The organism is Pseudoalteromonas atlantica (genome assembly GCF_043641955.1).
In the GTDB taxonomy this organism is placed as follows: domain Bacteria; phylum Pseudomonadota; class Gammaproteobacteria; order Enterobacterales; family Alteromonadaceae; genus Pseudoalteromonas; species Pseudoalteromonas atlantica_A.
In genome coordinates this window covers 826,039-842,964 of sequence record NZ_JBHZRV010000001.1, presented here as the reverse complement: position 1 = coordinate 842,964, position 16,926 = coordinate 826,039, and the positions used below count along the sequence as shown (strand labels likewise).

Sequence of the window (16,926 nt, the reverse complement as noted above, 5' to 3'; positions counted from 1 at the left end):
AATTCGCCTTGTTATTGTTAAAAGTCTCCGGCTGGAGACTAATAAATATATTTGTGATTTAATATCAATACATTAGTACATCTCTTAACCAGAGTTCAGGTTATTTAGGTGCAAACGCTGCAGCATTGACTGGGCTGTTTTCTGTAAAGAAGCGCTTTAATGCTTGGGCGTCGGTTTCGTCAGTGCTAACAAACCCCTTACGGTGGGTCAGTGTTGGGTATCCATCGCCGCCAGAGGCGTTATAACTGTTAATACTCATACGATAAGTTGTGTTCAAATCCAATGGCTGGCCATTAATAAGTACATTAACTAGTTTGCCGTTTTCGCGTTTGAAACTCAATTTATGATACTGCATGTACGCGCCAGCATCGGGTGGGAAGCTTGTTACAACCTCTAAGTAATCCCATAAATCTTGGCCTTGCCAATCCATGTAGGTGATGCGATTTTTAAAAGGATGAACTTTCAAGATGTCTTTGTAACTGACTTCACCAGCAGCAATGCTATCGCGAATACCACCGCCACTAATAATACCAAAATCAGCGGCTACAGTGCTCATTTGGGCTGCAATTATTACGCGTGCTAAATTAGTTTGCTGATAACGAACCTTATTACGGTCACCTTCTAATTTTGCATCAACAAAGCCGATTTTTCCTTCAATTTGTTTAGCCCCTTTGGCTTGGTAGTCAGCTAAAAATGATTTTAGCTCAGGGTTAGGTGTGATGTACTTCGCAGCCAAAACGGGTTTTGTTGTGCCATCTGCTTGTGGTTGTTCTATGTATAAATTTACAGGAAGTAATTTGTAATCAATTAATGTTAGTTGGCCGTCTTGCAGTTTAAATTCAGCTTTACCTACGTATTTTCCCCATTCGTGCGCTTGCATGATCCAAGTACCATTTTGCTGATCTGGTTTACACGATTTACCCGGGCCAAAACTATCATCGTTGATATTTTTACCTGCCATACAGATCGGCTCTTGAGAGTGGCCGCCGATAATCATATCCAGTGTGTTTTTAGGGAGTGAACGAGCAAGTGTTACATCGCCTGGAGCATTAATACCAAATGCAGCATCTACAAAGTGTCCCATATGTGTAACAGCAATGGTAATGTCTGGTTGGTATTGCTTCTTTATCCTGGTAGCTAGTTTATTGGTTACGTCTATTGGCTCTTTGAACTCTAAACCGCCAATATATTGCGGGTTACCAATTTTAGCTGTATCGGTAGTGGTTAAGCCAATGACCGCAATTTTGAGCCCTTGTTTATTAAATATCTTATAAGGCTGAAATGCATTTTCACCGGTTTTTTTATCAAAAATATTAGCTGATAATAAGGGAAAGTTTGCCCATTGCTGTTGTTTTTTTAATACACTTAAAGGGTTATCAAATTCATGGTTGCCCAGCGCCATTGCATCATAGCCTATCAACGACATACCTTTAAAATCTGGCTCAGCAAATTGTAAATCAGACTCAGGAATACCAGTATTAATATCGCCACCAGAGAGTAGCAAAACAGCATGGCCTTGTTGTTGGGCATCACTGCGTAATTGATCAATTAACGTTTTACGTGCAGCCATACCATATTCGCCTTTTTCATTGTGCCAAAAGCGACCGTGATTATCATTGGTATGTAACACGGTTAAATAGCGTGCTTCATTTGAAGAGGGTGATTCGTGTGGTGTGATGTGATTACTACAAGCAGTAACACTTAATAGTAAGAGTAAACTAATAATTACGCGCATAATGTGACCCGTGTTGTCAGATGCTGTTCATTAAACGCGTAGTTTAAACTAAATTTATGACTAAATAACGTGTACAGCACTACTTTTTTAGTTTTCAGCCTCTAATTGTCCCGTAGCTGCTAATTGTCTGCGGTTTAGTTCTTGCTCAGCGAGTGCTGACTTCTCATGATTGTTACCCACCATCCAATTTAAAAAACTGGCTGGGAGTTTTGTATATGATTGACCTTGATGTAAGCCAAAGTCGCAAATCTGCTCATTGCTTTGTGACATGACGGTTTATCCTGTTGTGTGTGTTTTTATTGTCGTGGTCATCCTAACAAATAAAAAACCAAGAATTGAGATCATTTAGTTGTAAGCAGCGTCTATCTATAACATCAACGAATAAAGAATAAGGTGTAAATAAGTGTAACGCAGTTGTAACTGTTTTGATGTGATTTGTATTATTCGTGGTTTGTTGCTCGTAATTGGCGAAGTGTTTGTATAGTATTTTCATTAAATTTACATAAGAACAACACTCTAACTGGAAAAAACAATGAAAAAAATGATATTAGCAGGGCTTTTGGCGGTAACAACATTTGCCAGCAGCGCGACTGTTGTCGAAATGCAAACCTCGCAAGGAACCATCACTATAAATTTATTTGATCAACACACACCGAAAACAGTTGGAAACTTTCTGAGTTATGTAAACAACGAATCCTATAACAATACAGTGATCCATCGTTCAGTTAATAACTTTGTGATTCAAGGTGGTGGATTCACTTATGACAATGAGTTTAAAGCAATTGAAACATCGGATGCAGTTGCTAACGAGCCTGTTTTATCAAATGTAAAAGGCACTATCGCTATGGCAAAATTGGGCAGTGACGCAAACAGTGCCACCAGCCAATGGTTTTTTAATTTAAAAGACAATAGCGAAAATTTAGATAATCAAAATGGTGGTTTTACTGTATTTGGCCAAATTACGGCTGATAGCTATGATGTAATTGATGCAATTCGTGAACTAACACATTGCGGTGAAATACCTGTTGTTGGCATCACTACTGAGCAGTGTGCAGATCCAGATACTGTTCTTACTTCTGCTAATTTAGTTTCGATTAACAGTGTTGTTGTTTTGGACGATGATCCAAACTCGTCGATAAATCTATCACCAAAAGAAAGTACAAACAATAATGGCGATGGTTTGATTGTTACCCCTGATGAAAGTAGCTCTGGTGGAGCTATTGGTTGGTTTGTACTGCCATTAGCGTTATTAGGTTTTAAACGCCGTCGCACTGTTTAGGAGTTTTAAAAATAGTGCTATCAATTGTTTGATGGCACTATTAAATTTGTTACTTAAACGCTAAATACACGCAAAACAATGAGTATCCACAGTACTAAAATTAGTAAGCAGCCAATTAAAAAGCTGTAATAACGTGGTTTTACCTTGTTAGCTCCGATATGAATCAGCGTATGCACAATTCTTGATATCACAAAGCCCCATGCAACTGCCGTAAATAAAGTGCCTACTGCGCTCATTTGCATTGCTGTTAAACAAGCAACAAAGAAAAACACGGGCATTTCAAACTGATTAATAAAGTTTCTATCAGCGACCCTTACTTTATCACCTGCGTGTTCAAGCTTCATGGTGGCAAAGTCAGACATTGAGATTGTTTTGTTTTTTGCAGCAGCGAACCGACGACGCCCCATGATTACCATGACTGTAAAAGTCAACAAGACCTGTGCAAACATCGCCAATAACAAATACTTATCCATTTTGAGTCCTTTTTATTATTTAATTATAAAACTTGCCCAGACTAACAGTTTGTTTTTGCAATTTACAATGTGTTACAAAGTAAATAGGAAAATGATTGCAAGCATTTTGATATTTACCGATCATTCAAACAATAAATAAAGTGATGGATTAGCTCTTAATATGAAAAAAATTATCACCCTAAGTGCAATAGCGCTTGCTGTTTTATCAGGTTGCGGTACAACGACAACAACACCCGTTCAACAAAATACTGCATTATTATCAGATACCTTAGTAATAAGCCCAAATGACAATCGCGAATATAAAACGCTCAAGTTAGCGAATAACATTGAAGTGATTTTAGTCTCAGACCCAAGTGCAGAAAAGTCAGCAGCGGCGCTGAGTGTAGGGGTTGGTTTATTACATGACCCTATGAGTCAGCAGGGCATGGCTCACTATTTAGAACATATGCTTTTTTTAGGCACAGAGCGCTACCCAGACACTAAAGGCTATTCTGATTTCATGACTAAAAATGGTGGCGCGCACAATGCGTACACCTGGCTTGATATCACTAATTACATGTTTAAAGTAAACAATGATGCTTACGATGAAGCCCTCGACCGTTTTGCCGACTTTTTTAAATCGCCTAAACTTTATCCTGAATACACAGATAAAGAAAAAAATGCCGTAAATGCCGAGTGGTCAATGCGCCGCGAAATGGACTTCTTTGGTCAATTTAAACTTGCGCGTAAAATGATGGGCGATCACCCAGCTAACCGATTTTTAATTGGTAACCTTGAAACGCTCGGTGATAAAGAAGGCAGTTCACTTCATAAAGAGACTGTTGATTTTTATAATGAGTATTATTCTTCAAACATCATGAAACTGGCGATGATCTCAAACTTACCGTTGAGTGAAATGGAAGCAAAAGCGCAAACGTATTTTGCTGATATTGAAGATAAGAAAATCGACAAGCCAACAGTCACTCAAAAGCTTGATTTTGATAACGTTGGCGGAAAACGTGTTCATTACGCACCAAATGAAGACGTAAAACAGCTTCAGCTTGATTTTACTATTACTGATAACAGTGATGAGTTTGCGGTTAAACCAAACCGCTTTGTGGCCTATCTACTTAGTAATGAAATGCAGGGTAGCCCAGCGCAAATACTGCGTGATAAAGGCTGGGTATCGCAATTATCAGCAAGTAGTTCACCTACCCACTACGGCAACTATGGTGCACTTACGGTTGATATACAGCTGACTGATGAGGGCATGAAAAACCGCGAAAAAATCGTTGCGACTATTATGCAATACATTGACCTCATCAAAAAAGAAGGGGTTGATAGCAAATACTTTAATGAGATTCGTACATCGCTTAATAACCAATTTCAGTTCTTAGAAAAAGGTGACGAATTTGGCTATGTCAGTAACCTAGCTGGCAGTATGCAACAATATCCAATTAATCACGCTATTAATGCACCGTATCATTACGCCAAGTTTGATGCTGATGCAATCAATAATGTGCTTGAGCAATTAAATGCACAAACACTGCGCGTTTGGTATACCTCTAAACAAGAAGAAACCGATTCAAAATTACATTTTTACGATGGTAAATATCGTATCGAAGATATTAGTGATGAAGAAATTGGCAGCTGGAACAAGCCAAGTGATTTTTCACTTGCACTGCCAACGGTAAACCGTTTATTGCCAGAAAGTTTTGTGATTAAAACCGCTGAGTTCGGTGAGCAAAAGAACCCAGAATTAGTCTATGACAAACAAGGCGTAAAAGTCTGGCGCCAAGCTAGCCAAAACTTTGCTGAGCAGCCTAAAGGTTTAGTAGAAGTGTATGTAAATACACCTGATGCACTTAGTGATATTAAGGCTAAAGTACTGTATTCCGTATGGGCTGATTTATATAATTTACAACAAAGTAAATTAAGCACTGAAGCTGCGGTTGCAGGTATGAGTGTAGGTTTAGAAGCAAGTAATGGCTTGATCTTGTCATTAAGTGGTTTTACAGATAAGCAAGATGTATTGTTAGCACAAGCGCTTGAATCAATTGACGTTCAAACGACGCAGCAAGGCTTAGCGCAAGCGCTAGATCGTTTCCAGCGTGGCTTACTTAACAAACAAAAGCAATTTCCTTTTTATCAAGCGTTTGATGAATATTCAAAGCTGATCAGAACAGGTAGTTTTGATACGGACGAATTAATCAACACTGCTCAATCAATTACCCTTGCAGATTTTGAGCAATTAAAACAGCATACATTTAGCAATAATGAACTGCGTGTATTTACCTTTGGTAATTACAATCAGCAAGATGTTGAAGCCATTGCGAAAGAGCTAACGGATGTTTTACCTAAAAATCACCAATCTACAGCTTTTGCGCGTAGTAAAGCGTGGTTACCACAAGTAGGTGAAACCATCGTATTGCAAAAAGACATTGATGTTGCGGATGTTGCAATTATCGATATGACCGTTCACCCAATTGCAGGGTATAAGCAAAAAGCGCAAGCACAAGTATTGCGTGATCACTTTAGAACCATCGCGTTTGATAAAATGCGTACCGAAGAGCAACTTGCCTATGCAGTAGGCGCACTGGCCCGCCCAATTGAAGATTACTCTGCAATTGGTCTGTTTATCCAAACACCAGTGAAAGGCCCGAAAGAAATGCAAGCGCGCTTTGATGAGTTTAAAAAGCAATACGCTGTTGAGCTTGATAATATGAGTGAAGAAACATTCGCTCAGCTTAAAAACGCCACGCTTGTATCACTTAAAGAGCAACCTAAAAACTTAAGTGATGAAATGGGTCCACTAATTGGCGATTGGTACCGTGAGAACTTTGATTTTGACTCAAGAGCAAAGTTAATAGCAGAAGTGGAAAAAGTAACTCTTGCGGATATTAAAGACTACTACAAGCAAACCATGTTAAACCCACAAGCTGCGCGAATGAATGTGCAACTTCGTGGTAGCAAATTTGCCGATAAACCATTTGCTGATTTACCAAAGCAAACAAAAGTCACAGACTTACAAGCGCACTTTGATGGTATTAAATTGCAAAAGTAGCAAAGTGGTTTAAGTGTTAATTTTACTATAGGCCCAAGCAATTGCTTGGGCTTTTTTATGGGCCACTACTTTTAAAATAATTTACAAAATGTTTGCACAGTGCAACTATATTAAAAAAGGAACAAATTGAATTCATGGGATTTTGATGAAAAAAATAGCGTACTTATTGCTTCTACTGAGTGCTTTTAAAAGCATTTCAAACACATTCAGCGATGAATTGGTTGATGCCGCAAATGATAGAACACAACACAATGTACGTTACGATGGCGCTTATCATCGCCTTGCTTACCCAAATGGTGATGTACCTGCTAATATTGGTGTGTGGACCGATGTGGTAATACGTAGCTACCGAGTATTAGGGATTGATTTACAACAATTAGTGCATGAAGACATGCGCGATAACTTCTCTTCTTATCCGTCAAAAAGAATATGGGGCTTAACTAAACCCGATAGTAATATCGATCATCGCAGAGTGCCCAACTTACAAACCTTTTTTAAACGTCACGGCACTGTGCTGCCGATTACGAACAATGCTGAAACCTATAAAGCGGGTGATATTGTCACTTGGATGTTACCCGGTAATCTGCCGCATATCGGTATTGTGGTAAATACACTTGCTGCAGATAACAAGACGCCGTTGATAGTGCTTAATATCGGAGCAGGACCACAGCGGGAAGACGTATTGTTTCGTTATAAGATCACCGGTCATTATCGGTATGAGCCAGTTGAATTATAAAAGGACTTTTCAATGCTAAATAAAATGGATGCGAGTGTTATACAAAAGTTTACGACTTACCCTGACAATATTGCGCTGTTATTGCATGATATTCGAAATTTAATTTTTGAGGTTGCTACGCAAGAAGGTATTACCGAGATTGAAGAAACCCTGAAATGGGGCGAGCCCAGTTATATCGCAAAAAGTGGCTCTACAATCAGGTTCGATTATAAAGAAAAAGCGCCGCAGCAATTTTGTATTTACTTTAATTGTAAAACAAAACTAATCGATACATTTAAAGAGTTATACGGCGATACCTTTGTCTATCAAGGTAATCGTGCTTTGGTATTTAAGCTAAACCAAACATTGCCGAGCAAGGAACTTGCGCATTGTTTGTCGCTGGCATTGCGCTATAAAAAAATAAAGCACCTGCCAATGCTAGGTGCTTAAATTTATAGATGGTTTCAATAGTGAATGTAGGCGCAAGTGCATCTTGCGCTTACAGTTTTTACTTCGCTCTTGCAGCGCGTGCCGCGTGGAGCTTTTTATAACTGTCGATTAAACGCTGATGACGCTCTAAGCCTTCAAGTTGCATATTGGTCGGTGTTAAACCGTAGAACAACACATCACCATTGATTGAACCAACAACGGCATCCATTACTTCTTGCCCAAACATGCGGGTAAAGCTGTGAATATAGTCTTCAATTTCTAAATCATCACTCAATGCTACTTCGAGTGTGGCGTGCATCGCTTGGTAAAATAAGCCGCGTTCAACTGTGTTGTCGTTAAACTGTAAGAAGGTTTCAACTAGTTCCATCGTCGCTTCTAAATCACCCAGTGCTAAGTAAATAAGTAATTTAAGCTCAAGAATTGTTAGCTGGCCCCATACTGTGTTTTCATCAAACTCAACACCAATTAGAGTGATAATATCTGTGTAGTTATCCAGCTGGCTTTCTTCAAGTCGCTCTACTAAATCAGCGAGCTGGTCTTCATCTAAACTGTGCAGATTTAAAATGTCTTCACGGTATTTAAGAGCTTTGTTGGTGTTATCCCAAATTAAGTCTTCTACAGGGTAAACTTCTGAGTAATCAGGCACTAAAATACGGCACGCAGTACCTAAGTCTGAAAACTCCGCGATGTAGGCTTCTTTACCTAAGTCTTTTAATATACCGAATAAGCTTGCTGTTTCTTCTTCATTAGTGCCAGAGAAATCCCATTCAACAAAGTTATAATCATGCTTAGCACTGAAAAAGCGCCATGAAATTTTACCGGTTGAGTCAATAAAATGTTCAACAAAGTTTTCAGGCTCAGACACGGCCATACTGTTAAATGTTGGTTTTGGTACGTCATTCAAGCCTTCAAAACTGCGACCTTGTAACAGCTCCGTTAAGCTGCGCTCAAGTGCCACTTCAAAACTAGGATGGGCACCAAATGAGGCAAATACACCGCCAGTTTTTGGGTTCATTAAAGTAACGCACATGACAGGGAATTGACCGCCAAGAGAGGCGTCTTTTACTACAACCGGAAAGCCTTGTTCTTCTAGACCTTTAATACCGGCAACAATACCCGGATATTTAGCAAGCACTGCTTCTGGTACGTCAGGTAATACTAATTCTTGCTCGATTATTTGGCGTTTAACAGCACGCTCAAAAATCTCTGATAAGCATTGTACTTTTGCTTCGGCAAAGTTATTACCGGCGCTCATGCCGTTACTTAAAAATAAGTTTTCAATTAAGTTTGACGGGAAATACACGGTTTCGCCGTCAGACTGGCGAACGTATGGAATAGAGCAAATACCACGCTCAACATTACCTGAGTTTGTGTCGATTAGGTGTGAGCCACACAGCTCATCTTCAGGGTTATAAATGCTCAGCGTGTGGTCGTCTAAAACGCCTTCAGGCAGGGAGTCATCATCAGTAAGCTGGAACCATTTTTCGTTCGGGTAGTGCACAAATTCGCTATTGGCAATTTCTTCACCAAGAAATTGATCATTATAGAAAAAGTTACAGTTTAAGCGCTCAATAAATTCACCAAGAGCAGAGCATAATGCGCTTTCTTTAGTGGCACCTTTACCATTGGTAAAACACATTGGCGAGGCTGCATCACGAATATGCAGCGACCACACATTTGGTACAATATTACGCCACGATGAAATTTCAATTTTCATACCTAAGTCGGCTAAAATTGCGGTCATATCTGCAATGGTTTGTTCAAGCGGTAAATCTTTGCCGAGAATAAAGGTATTTTCGCTACCTTCAGGCTTTGCCATTAACATGGCCTCTGCGTCGTTATCGAGGCTTTCTACCGCATCAATTTTAAATTCAGGCTTAGTTTGAATAACACGCTTAACTGTACAGCGGTCTACAGAGCGCAAAATACCGGTACGGTCTTTTTCAGAAATGCTTTCAGGCAGCTCAACTTGAATTTGGAATATTTGGTTGTAGCGATCTTCCGGATCAACAATGTTGTTTTGCGCAACACGAATACCGTCGGTAGAGATATCACGGGCATTGCAATACACTTTTATAAAATACGCAGCACATAAGGCTGAAGATGCTAGAAAGTAGTCAAAAGGGCTCGGCGCAGAGCCATCGCCTTTGTAACGGATTGGTTGATCCGCAATGACTGAGAAATCGTCAAACTTAGCTTCTAATCTAAGGTTATCGAGAAAATTAACTTTAATTTCCATTGAGTTGGTCCACCTTCGTGCGCACGTTGTTTAGTTGGCTTCAAGTTTTAAGCCATACTAACTCAGTGTATTTTCATTAATGTGCAATTATCCGCTTTTTCAGGGCCCACATACAAGCAATAGTCTTGGGTTAATTAAAAAAGATTAGTGTGGTCATTATAAAGCGATGAGTTGAATCACTAAAAAATAGAGGCATGTTTTAGCTATGAATAGATCGTGAAGAGGCTAAATGCTTTAACTTGGCATGCAATTATCCGCAAAGCCAAGTTAAAGCGGAGTTTCTAATGGTTTGCTATGTCGTCAAGTAGATTCATAACACGCTCACTAGCTGCTTCCATAAGGTTAATATGCTTAATTGCATTTGCTTTTTCGCCGCTATGTATAAGCACGAGTGCTTCAACGCCGTTGCGATGTACTTCTTTATGCGGCTCTTCTAGTTGTTTAAATGCACTAAGCTGCTTAAAGTTTTGTGCTTCTTCTGAGTTATACCATTGGCCCAAACGGCACATTGTATGGTTGCTAAAATCGTCGATAGACTTATTTGAAGTGCCGTTGGCAACCGCATATACTTCGCCTTTCCAAACGATATGGTCGAGTTTTACGGTTTGAATAAATGAACGTATTGCAGCATTTGTAATGGTGTTTTTCATACTTGAGCAATGATCAATGATGGTGCCGTAATCATTGTTTAATGCTTCAAAGTTACTTGAAAGCTGCGAGTTGTTGTCTTGAATTGTTGAAACTGAGTTAACGGTTTCACTTGTTTTACTAATAATACCTTTAACAAGCTCTGAGACTTCTTGAGCTGATTTATTGGTGTTAGTGGCTAATGTTCTTACTTCATCGGCAACAACACTAAACCCTCTGCCAGCCTCGCCCGCTCTTGCTGCTTCTATGGCGGCATTTAATGCCAATAGATTTGTTTGGTCAGAAATTTTAGAAATGGTGATTACAAAGTTATTAATGCTGTCAGCCATGGTAGATAACCCAGAGATACTCTGTGTCATACTGCCCATTTTGCTGGTCATTTGATCCATTTCTTGGATGATTTGTTGAAGCGACTTACTTGAAGTCTCTAGTAGCTCGCTGATTTGATAGCTCACCTTACTTTCTTCATCAATGGTTGTGTATGACGCTAAAACTGTTTGTCTTATGCTCTCAATTTGGTTGATACACTCAATTGTACTGTGCAGTAGGCTTGCATTAAATTGTTGTTCTTCATCTGATGACTGCTGATTTAACTGAGCGTGCAATTGTTCATTTTCGATGCTGATTGCTTGATTGTCGGCTTTTAATAACTCAATTTCTTTTAAAAGCGCCTCACATTGGTTTTGTGATGCTAAATAGGTTTTACTTGAGACGAACATGAACATTTCCTGTAATTGAGGATCCAAAGATGACCCGAACAATAAAATTAGCTTAGATTTAGACGAAGTACAATCATATTAATACATTAGGTTAACTTTATCTTAAATTTAATTCGTTAAATTTTCTTATTTTGTGAATGGCAATAAGTAACTAATCTGTTCATCAACATACATAGTTAGGTTATTGCAGCGAATTATTGCACTTTTTATCGAGTTTATTTTTGACTTGCATCAACATGCTCTTAGGTGGCTTGCCAAACGCGCTTTTAAATAATCGGCTGAAATGACTCGGGCTTGCAAAGCCAAGTTCGTAACAAATCTGACTAACCGACTTACCCTGTTGTAATTGTGAGTGTGCGAGTTTAAGCCTTAATTGCTGCTGCCATTGGGCAGGACTTTGGCCAAAAGCAAGTTTAAATTGTTGATAAAACTTACTGCGACTCATGCAGGCTATTTTGCATAGTTCATCTATATCAAGTGGATGACTGAGGTTCTGTTTAATATGCCTTAAAACGTGTGTAAAGCCACAATCGATGATTGGTTTTTGGCTATTTGCCAATAATAAATCACGGCTTTGTTGTTGTAACAGGCGAGTAATTAATTCATTAATGCTCAATTCAATCAAGTATTGGCGGTCTTGCTCATTCTCGCTAAATAAACCCACCATGCGTTCTAATAAGCTCTGCGTGTTTTGATTGTGTTCAGTGTGAACAAGTTGCGGGGTGTATTGAAAGAAATCATCTTTGCTTATTTGTTGCTGTATATTTAATGCATCTGCTACTTGGCTTATTTTCTCTTTGCTGATTTCAATGGCTAAGCACGTTGTTGGTTGTGCTATTGACGCTTCAGGAAAGTCAATTAATACACCTTGCTCAGGTGCAAGCACAAATGATTGTTGAGGCAAAAATGCGTGGTGATAGTCACTGTCGTTTACATGCATTATTTTTTTTCCAGTGATCATGCCGCAGAATAATAATTCACTGGAGTGTAATGCTACTTTTTGTGCATTTTTATATGTGTCATAAATACTTAGATGCGCACTGTCAGATGCAAAGGTGAGTTTATTTTCAATGAGCACATCAACCGCTTTGCGTTGTTTTGTTAGCTTTTCAGTCATTAAGTAGGCTGTCATCATAATCCCTTTCTAAGTTTGGACACACAGGCACGTTTTCTGGACAGGCAATCAAGTTTGTATGCTTTATATACGCTAATGTCAATAAATGGCAGATAAACAATCAATAATTACCTCGCCATATTGAGCCTTATAAGGCAACTCTTGAACAACAGATCAAAGGACACACAATGATTTACGCAAATCCTGGCGCAGAAGGCGCACTCATTAATTTTAAATCCCAATACGGTAATTTTATTGGCGGGCAATGGGTTGAGCCGGTAAATGGCCAATACTTTGATAATATAAGTCCCGTAAACGGCAAGGTATTTTGTAAAATACCGCGCTCAGATGCAGCAGATATTGAGCTTGCGCTCGATAAAGCGCATGAAGCCAAAGCAGCATGGGGTGTAACTTCGGTTACTGAGCGCAGTAACATCTTACTCAAAATAGCTGATCGAATTGAGCAAAATTTAGAGTTATTGGCTGTTGCTGAAACATGGGATAACGGCAAAGCGATTCGTGAGACGTTAGCGGCAGATATTCCGCTAGCGGCTGATCATTTTCGCTATTTTGCAGGCTGTTTACGTGCTCAAGAGGGCTCAATAGGTGAAATAGACGAAACCACTGTTGCGTATCATTTTCATGAGCCACTGGGCGTAGTAGGGCAAATAATACCATGGAACTTTCCTATCTTAATGGCAGCATGGAAATTAGCCCCAGCGCTTGCTGCGGGGAACTGTGTTGTGCTTAAACCGGCAGAGCAAACCCCAGCATCCATTTTAGTGTTGATGGAAATTGTTGGTGATTTATTACCCGCTGGTGTATTAAATGTTGTTAACGGCTTTGGTAAAGAAGCTGGTGAAGCACTCGCAACTAACACCCGTATTGCAAAAATTGCCTTTACTGGCTCGACGCCAGTTGGCTCGCATATTTTAAAGTGCGCCGCAGATAACATAATTCCATCGACAGTTGAGCTGGGGGGCAAATCGCCCAATATTTTCTTTAATGATGTAATGGACAAAGATGATTCATTTTTAAGTAAAGCTATTGAAGGAGCTGTGCTTGCTTACTTTAATCAAGGCGAGGTGTGTACTTGCCCATCACGTTTGTTTATTCAAGAAGATATTTACGAGCAGTTTATTGAGCGTATTTTAGCGCGCACACTGCAGATAAAACGTGGCAACCCACTTGATAGTGAAACCATGGTAGGGGCGCAAGCGTCTCAAGCTCAGTTTGATAAAATACTGAGTTACATTGAAATTGGTAAAAAAGAAGGAGCTGAAGTTCTCACAGGCGGCAATATTGAACAGTTAAGTGAAGAGCTAAACGGCGGCTATTATATTCAGCCTACTTTACTTAAAGGCACGAACGATATGCGGGTATTCCAAGAAGAAATTTTTGGCCCGGTTATTTCTATGTCGACCTTTAAAGATGAAGCACAAGCACTTGAGCTTGCTAACAGCTCAGAGTTTGGTTTAGGTGCAGGCGTATGGAGCCGTAACATGAACCGTGCTTATCACTTTGGCCGTAAAATAGAGGCGGGCCGTGTGTGGACGAACTGTTACCATATGTATCCAGCGCATGCCGCATTTGGTGGCTATAAAAAATCAGGTATTGGCCGCGAAACCCACAAACTTGCTCTCGAACATTACCAGCAAACTAAAAACTTATTGGTAAGTTATAGCGAAGATCCACTCGGCTTTTTTTAAATCCTATAAACCCATAATAGATTAAGTAATGACAGGCGCTGTATTTTTACAGCGCTTTTTTTATTCAAAGCATTGGTTTTTCTATTTTGACCGTGAAATGATATCCCTTAATCACCTCGTTAAATTCAGTTAAACCTAACAACTAAACTTACGATTATCTCGCATCTAAATTTTATGTCGCAGTGAAGTAACTAATTGAACTAAAATAGGAACTCAGTTATGGTTTGTATCATAATAAAAATGAAATCATAGCGAGTTAATCGATAAGTTCGTTATATATCATTTTGAAAGGTGTTTTTATGAAAAGGTTGTATTTGGTAATCGCGAATGTGTTGTTATTAGCATTTGCAACAAGTCCTGACTAAAAGGAAATAAAACAACCTTAAAATCCGTCATTTTGCTTTAAACCTTTATTCATAGGTGGCTTTGATTTTTAAAAACGCGTTATTGAGTCTATTCAAGGAAATTAAATGCAAAAAGGACTGACTGAGGTGTTTGATGTTAACTCAGTAATAAAAACACTTGTTTTGTGTTTGCTGACAATTGGCGCATACCTAATCTACAAACTGTACGTTTTTTCTAACCAGATAAATAAACACACAGAGTATAAAATCCCCACGTTGTTTATTGTCACAGCGAGTATGCTATTTGTTGTTTCATTGCTTAGTTTAATCTACGGTTTTTTAAACTTTCATGACACTACCATTTTAAGAAGTTCAATTGGTTTGCATGTGGTATCAAGTATTTTTGATGTAACTTGGATAATCATGGTGCGAAACCGTATTAATTTAATGACTAGGGCTAAAAAGGGTGACACACTTTGGCTAAATCCGTTAAGTACCTCGCTATTTCATGTGATTTATATGCAGTATAAAATTAATCAGATAATGGTGAAAAACACATAGGGAAGTGTATAAAATCCAATCAAGTATTTTTGAGAAAAAGTCAAAGCACCATATTGAACAAAAGTTTAAAGTAAAAGAGTCATTTTCGAAAACATGGCTTTGTGTAACTGAGGATTGGTTTTGTTCTTAATTTACATAAAACGGGAAACCTATAAGTCAGACCAATAAATAGAAGGATTTAGATGAAAAACGTAATTAATTTGTGCTTGGTTGGTTTGTTGACGCTTATTTCGTCCAATAGCTTTTCGCAAAATGATGATTTTGTTAAGCCAAACTTCCCACGAACCGCAACACAGTGGCAAGCGCTAACAGAGCATGATATTGAATATGCTTATGCACAAACTGCGGCAAATCATCCGGGCATGTATGACAGCGATAATCCAAACTTCCCCACGTTACTTGAAGACGCCAAACAACACGCTTTAACACTTGCTCAGCAAGTGACAACGCCTCAAGGGTACGAGGCTGCAATTGCCCGCTTTAATACTGTATTGCAAGATGGACATGCCGGGGCGGTCGCTGTTTTACCTGACGAGTTTAAACTTCCAAGACGTTGGCCCGAGTTTTCTGCTGTATGGCGTGGTGACAGCTTAGGGGTATATTACAGCGAACACCCTAAAGTGAACAAAGGTGACAAAATAATACGTTGTAATAATACGGGTATTAAAACTCTGATGCGCGAAACACTCTTTAATTTTCATGGTGAGGTTGATCAGCCCGGGCATTGGTGGAACCAAGGATGGCGCTTATTGATTGATGATGGAAATCCATTTTTGCCTAAAATAAAAAACTGTGATTTTGTTAACGCTAATGGCGCTACTTATAGCGTGATACTGAAGTGGTCTGTTCGTCCAAAGAGCGTGAGTAAGCAATTAAAGTATGCCTACAATGGCGATGAATTGCCTATTGGTTTAGGCTGGCCGAGTGAAAATATAGCGTGGGTTGCAATGCCAACTTTTAGCCCTGATGAGTTGCAAATAGCTGATTACCAAACATTGCTTGATGATCTTGCAAAGCAACGAGGTAAGTTACTCAATGCCAAAACGGTAGTGCTCGATCTTCGTCATAATCAAGGCGGCTCTTCTTTTTGGAGTTTAAAAGTTGCTGAGCAATTATGGGGAGAACACATTGTTAACCAAAAACGAGCGCAATATGGGCGCAATACGCAAGTATGGTGGCGGGCGTCTGAAGAAAATACTAATTATGTTGAATCATTAAAAGTACTACTAAAAGAGCAGCCTCAAATGTATGACATGGTTGATAAAGTATCTGCTGGTATGAAGGAATCGTTAGAAAAAGATGCGATATTTTATGTCGAGGAAAAGCCAGCGTTAGCACAAGAAGAAGTGGTGGCACAGAGTGATTTTAATAATAACGTTGTCGTGATTGTGCCAGGGCAGTGTGCCAGTGCTTGTCTTGATGCAATTGATACATTCAAATTATTTCCAAATACGAAGTTATTAGGTGCGCCCAGTAGTTCAGATTCAACGTATATGGAAGTAAGACTTGTCGATACTCCATCGGGGCTGACTAAGGTGATTATTCCTAATAAAGTCTATGTGAATAGACCCCGCGGAAAAGGTGCTTATTACAAGCCAGATATCCCTTTTAATGAACTTGAGTGGACAACGAGAGCGCTACTAACACGTATAAAAACACTTTAGTTTCCTCTCACTCAGCATATTCGTAATATGATAAGTGGGTAAGCTCTCGGTGTTTTGTATTTTATTTAAATGCAAAGTATTGCCTTAAGCCGACTATCAATATGGTGTCGGCTTCATTGTCATGCGGTTTATATCTGGTATATGTTTTATCTCACCAGAGCACAGTAAGCTCAAGTTACTGTTGGTTTGTTTGAGGTCCTGGCTGTGGTGAATACGCTGTTATTGGTAACTAC

At 39.2% G+C, this 16,926-nt stretch carries 13 protein-coding genes; 7 read left to right on the top strand and 6 right to left on the bottom strand.

Going from position 1 to position 16,926, the window contains the following annotated elements; translation table 11 throughout:
• Positions 1-100: 100 nt before the first annotated feature.
• Positions 101-1,735, bottom strand: coding sequence for a bifunctional UDP-sugar hydrolase/5'-nucleotidase UshA (gene ushA / locus ACHUE3_RS03410; protein ID WP_394190183.1), 1,635 nt, complete (start codon positions 1,733-1,735; stop codon positions 101-103).
• 87 nt (positions 1,736-1,822) lie between these two features.
• Entirely contained in the window at positions 1,823-2,005 is a 183-nt protein-coding gene (locus ACHUE3_RS03405) for a hypothetical protein (protein ID WP_394190181.1), read from the bottom strand.
• Between the two features lie 262 nt (positions 2,006-2,267).
• Here ACHUE3_RS03405 and ACHUE3_RS03400 point away from each other — a divergent pair, with 262 nt between their 5' ends.
• Positions 2,268-3,014 carry a peptidylprolyl isomerase gene (locus ACHUE3_RS03400; RefSeq protein ID WP_394190179.1) on the top strand — a complete coding sequence of 249 codons (747 nt, stop codon included), beginning with the start codon at positions 2,268-2,270 and terminating at the stop codon, positions 3,012-3,014.
• A gap of 53 nt (positions 3,015-3,067) precedes the next feature.
• Here ACHUE3_RS03400 and ACHUE3_RS03395 read toward each other — a convergent pair whose 3' ends face one another.
• Entirely contained in the window at positions 3,068-3,487 is a 420-nt protein-coding gene (locus tag ACHUE3_RS03395; RefSeq protein ID WP_394190177.1) for an MAPEG family protein, read from the bottom strand.
• Positions 3,488-3,647: 160 nt separating this feature from the next.
• Here ACHUE3_RS03395 and ACHUE3_RS03390 point away from each other — a divergent pair, with 160 nt between their 5' ends.
• From ACHUE3_RS03390 to ACHUE3_RS03380, 3 genes are all read left to right on the top strand, one after another.
• Complete coding sequence (locus tag ACHUE3_RS03390; protein ID WP_394190175.1) at positions 3,648-6,530, top strand: insulinase family protein; 2,883 nt, start codon at positions 3,648-3,650, stop codon at positions 6,528-6,530.
• A gap of 145 nt (positions 6,531-6,675) precedes the next feature.
• The gene (locus ACHUE3_RS03385; RefSeq protein WP_394190173.1) at positions 6,676-7,266 is read left to right on the top strand and encodes a DUF1287 domain-containing protein; all 591 of its coding nucleotides are present in this window, start codon (positions 6,676-6,678) and stop codon (positions 7,264-7,266) included.
• Between the two features lie 24 nt (positions 7,267-7,290).
• Positions 7,291-7,695 (top strand): DUF1801 domain-containing protein, encoded by a 405-nt coding sequence (locus ACHUE3_RS03380; protein ID WP_394190278.1) that lies wholly within the window; start codon positions 7,291-7,293, stop codon positions 7,693-7,695.
• Positions 7,696-7,753: 58 nt separating this feature from the next.
• On the opposite strand, the gene ACHUE3_RS03375 is transcribed toward ACHUE3_RS03380, so the two are convergent.
• The 3 genes from ACHUE3_RS03375 to ACHUE3_RS03365 all read right to left on the bottom strand — a co-directional run bounded on the left by ACHUE3_RS03375 (position 7,754) and on the right by ACHUE3_RS03365 (position 12,433).
• Positions 7,754-9,934, bottom strand: coding sequence for an OsmC domain/YcaO domain-containing protein (locus tag ACHUE3_RS03375; RefSeq protein ID WP_394190171.1), 2,181 nt, complete (start codon positions 9,932-9,934; stop codon positions 7,754-7,756).
• Between the two features lie 281 nt (positions 9,935-10,215).
• Positions 10,216-11,301 (bottom strand): methyl-accepting chemotaxis protein, encoded by a 1,086-nt coding sequence (locus tag ACHUE3_RS03370; RefSeq protein ID WP_394190169.1) that lies wholly within the window; start codon positions 11,299-11,301, stop codon positions 10,216-10,218.
• 181 nt (positions 11,302-11,482) lie between these two features.
• Complete coding sequence (locus ACHUE3_RS03365; protein ID WP_394190276.1) at positions 11,483-12,433, bottom strand: AraC family transcriptional regulator; 951 nt, start codon at positions 12,431-12,433, stop codon at positions 11,483-11,485.
• Positions 12,434-12,603: 170 nt separating this feature from the next.
• Between ACHUE3_RS03365 and exaC the strand changes: the two genes are divergently transcribed.
• The 3 genes from exaC (at position 12,604) to ACHUE3_RS03350 (ending at position 16,693) form a co-directional block, all read left to right on the top strand.
• A complete protein-coding gene (gene exaC / locus ACHUE3_RS03360; protein WP_394190167.1) occupies positions 12,604-14,124 on the top strand; it encodes an acetaldehyde dehydrogenase ExaC in 1,521 nt (506 codons plus the stop codon).
• Positions 14,125-14,594: 470 nt separating this feature from the next.
• The gene (locus ACHUE3_RS03355; RefSeq protein ID WP_394190165.1) at positions 14,595-15,029 is read left to right on the top strand and encodes a hypothetical protein; all 435 of its coding nucleotides are present in this window, start codon (positions 14,595-14,597) and stop codon (positions 15,027-15,029) included.
• A 182-nt stretch (positions 15,030-15,211) separates the two neighbouring features.
• The gene (locus tag ACHUE3_RS03350; RefSeq protein WP_394190163.1) at positions 15,212-16,693 is read left to right on the top strand and encodes a S41 family peptidase; all 1,482 of its coding nucleotides are present in this window, start codon (positions 15,212-15,214) and stop codon (positions 16,691-16,693) included.
• Positions 16,694-16,926 lie beyond the last annotated feature (233 nt).

Coding starts and splice junctions, on each gene's coding strand:
- ushA (WP_394190183.1), bottom strand. CDS start 1,735: ATGCGCGTAATTATTAGTTTACTCTTACTATTAAGTGTTACTGCTTGT.
- ACHUE3_RS03405 (WP_394190181.1), bottom strand. CDS start 2,005: ATGTCACAAAGCAATGAGCAGATTTGCGACTTTGGCTTACATCAAGGT.
- ACHUE3_RS03400 (WP_394190179.1), top strand. CDS start 2,268: ATGAAAAAAATGATATTAGCAGGGCTTTTGGCGGTAACAACATTTGCC.
- ACHUE3_RS03395 (WP_394190177.1), bottom strand. CDS start 3,487: ATGGATAAGTATTTGTTATTGGCGATGTTTGCACAGGTCTTGTTGACT.
- ACHUE3_RS03390 (WP_394190175.1), top strand. CDS start 3,648: ATGAAAAAAATTATCACCCTAAGTGCAATAGCGCTTGCTGTTTTATCA.
- ACHUE3_RS03385 (WP_394190173.1), top strand. CDS start 6,676: ATGAAAAAAATAGCGTACTTATTGCTTCTACTGAGTGCTTTTAAAAGC.
- ACHUE3_RS03380 (WP_394190278.1), top strand. CDS start 7,291: ATGGATGCGAGTGTTATACAAAAGTTTACGACTTACCCTGACAATATT.
- ACHUE3_RS03375 (WP_394190171.1), bottom strand. CDS start 9,934: ATGGAAATTAAAGTTAATTTTCTCGATAACCTTAGATTAGAAGCTAAG.
- ACHUE3_RS03370 (WP_394190169.1), bottom strand. CDS start 11,301: ATGTTCGTCTCAAGTAAAACCTATTTAGCATCACAAAACCAATGTGAG.
- ACHUE3_RS03365 (WP_394190276.1), bottom strand. CDS start 12,433: ATGACAGCCTACTTAATGACTGAAAAGCTAACAAAACAACGCAAAGCG.
- exaC (WP_394190167.1), top strand. CDS start 12,604: ATGATTTACGCAAATCCTGGCGCAGAAGGCGCACTCATTAATTTTAAA.
- ACHUE3_RS03355 (WP_394190165.1), top strand. CDS start 14,595: ATGCAAAAAGGACTGACTGAGGTGTTTGATGTTAACTCAGTAATAAAA.
- ACHUE3_RS03350 (WP_394190163.1), top strand. CDS start 15,212: ATGAAAAACGTAATTAATTTGTGCTTGGTTGGTTTGTTGACGCTTATT.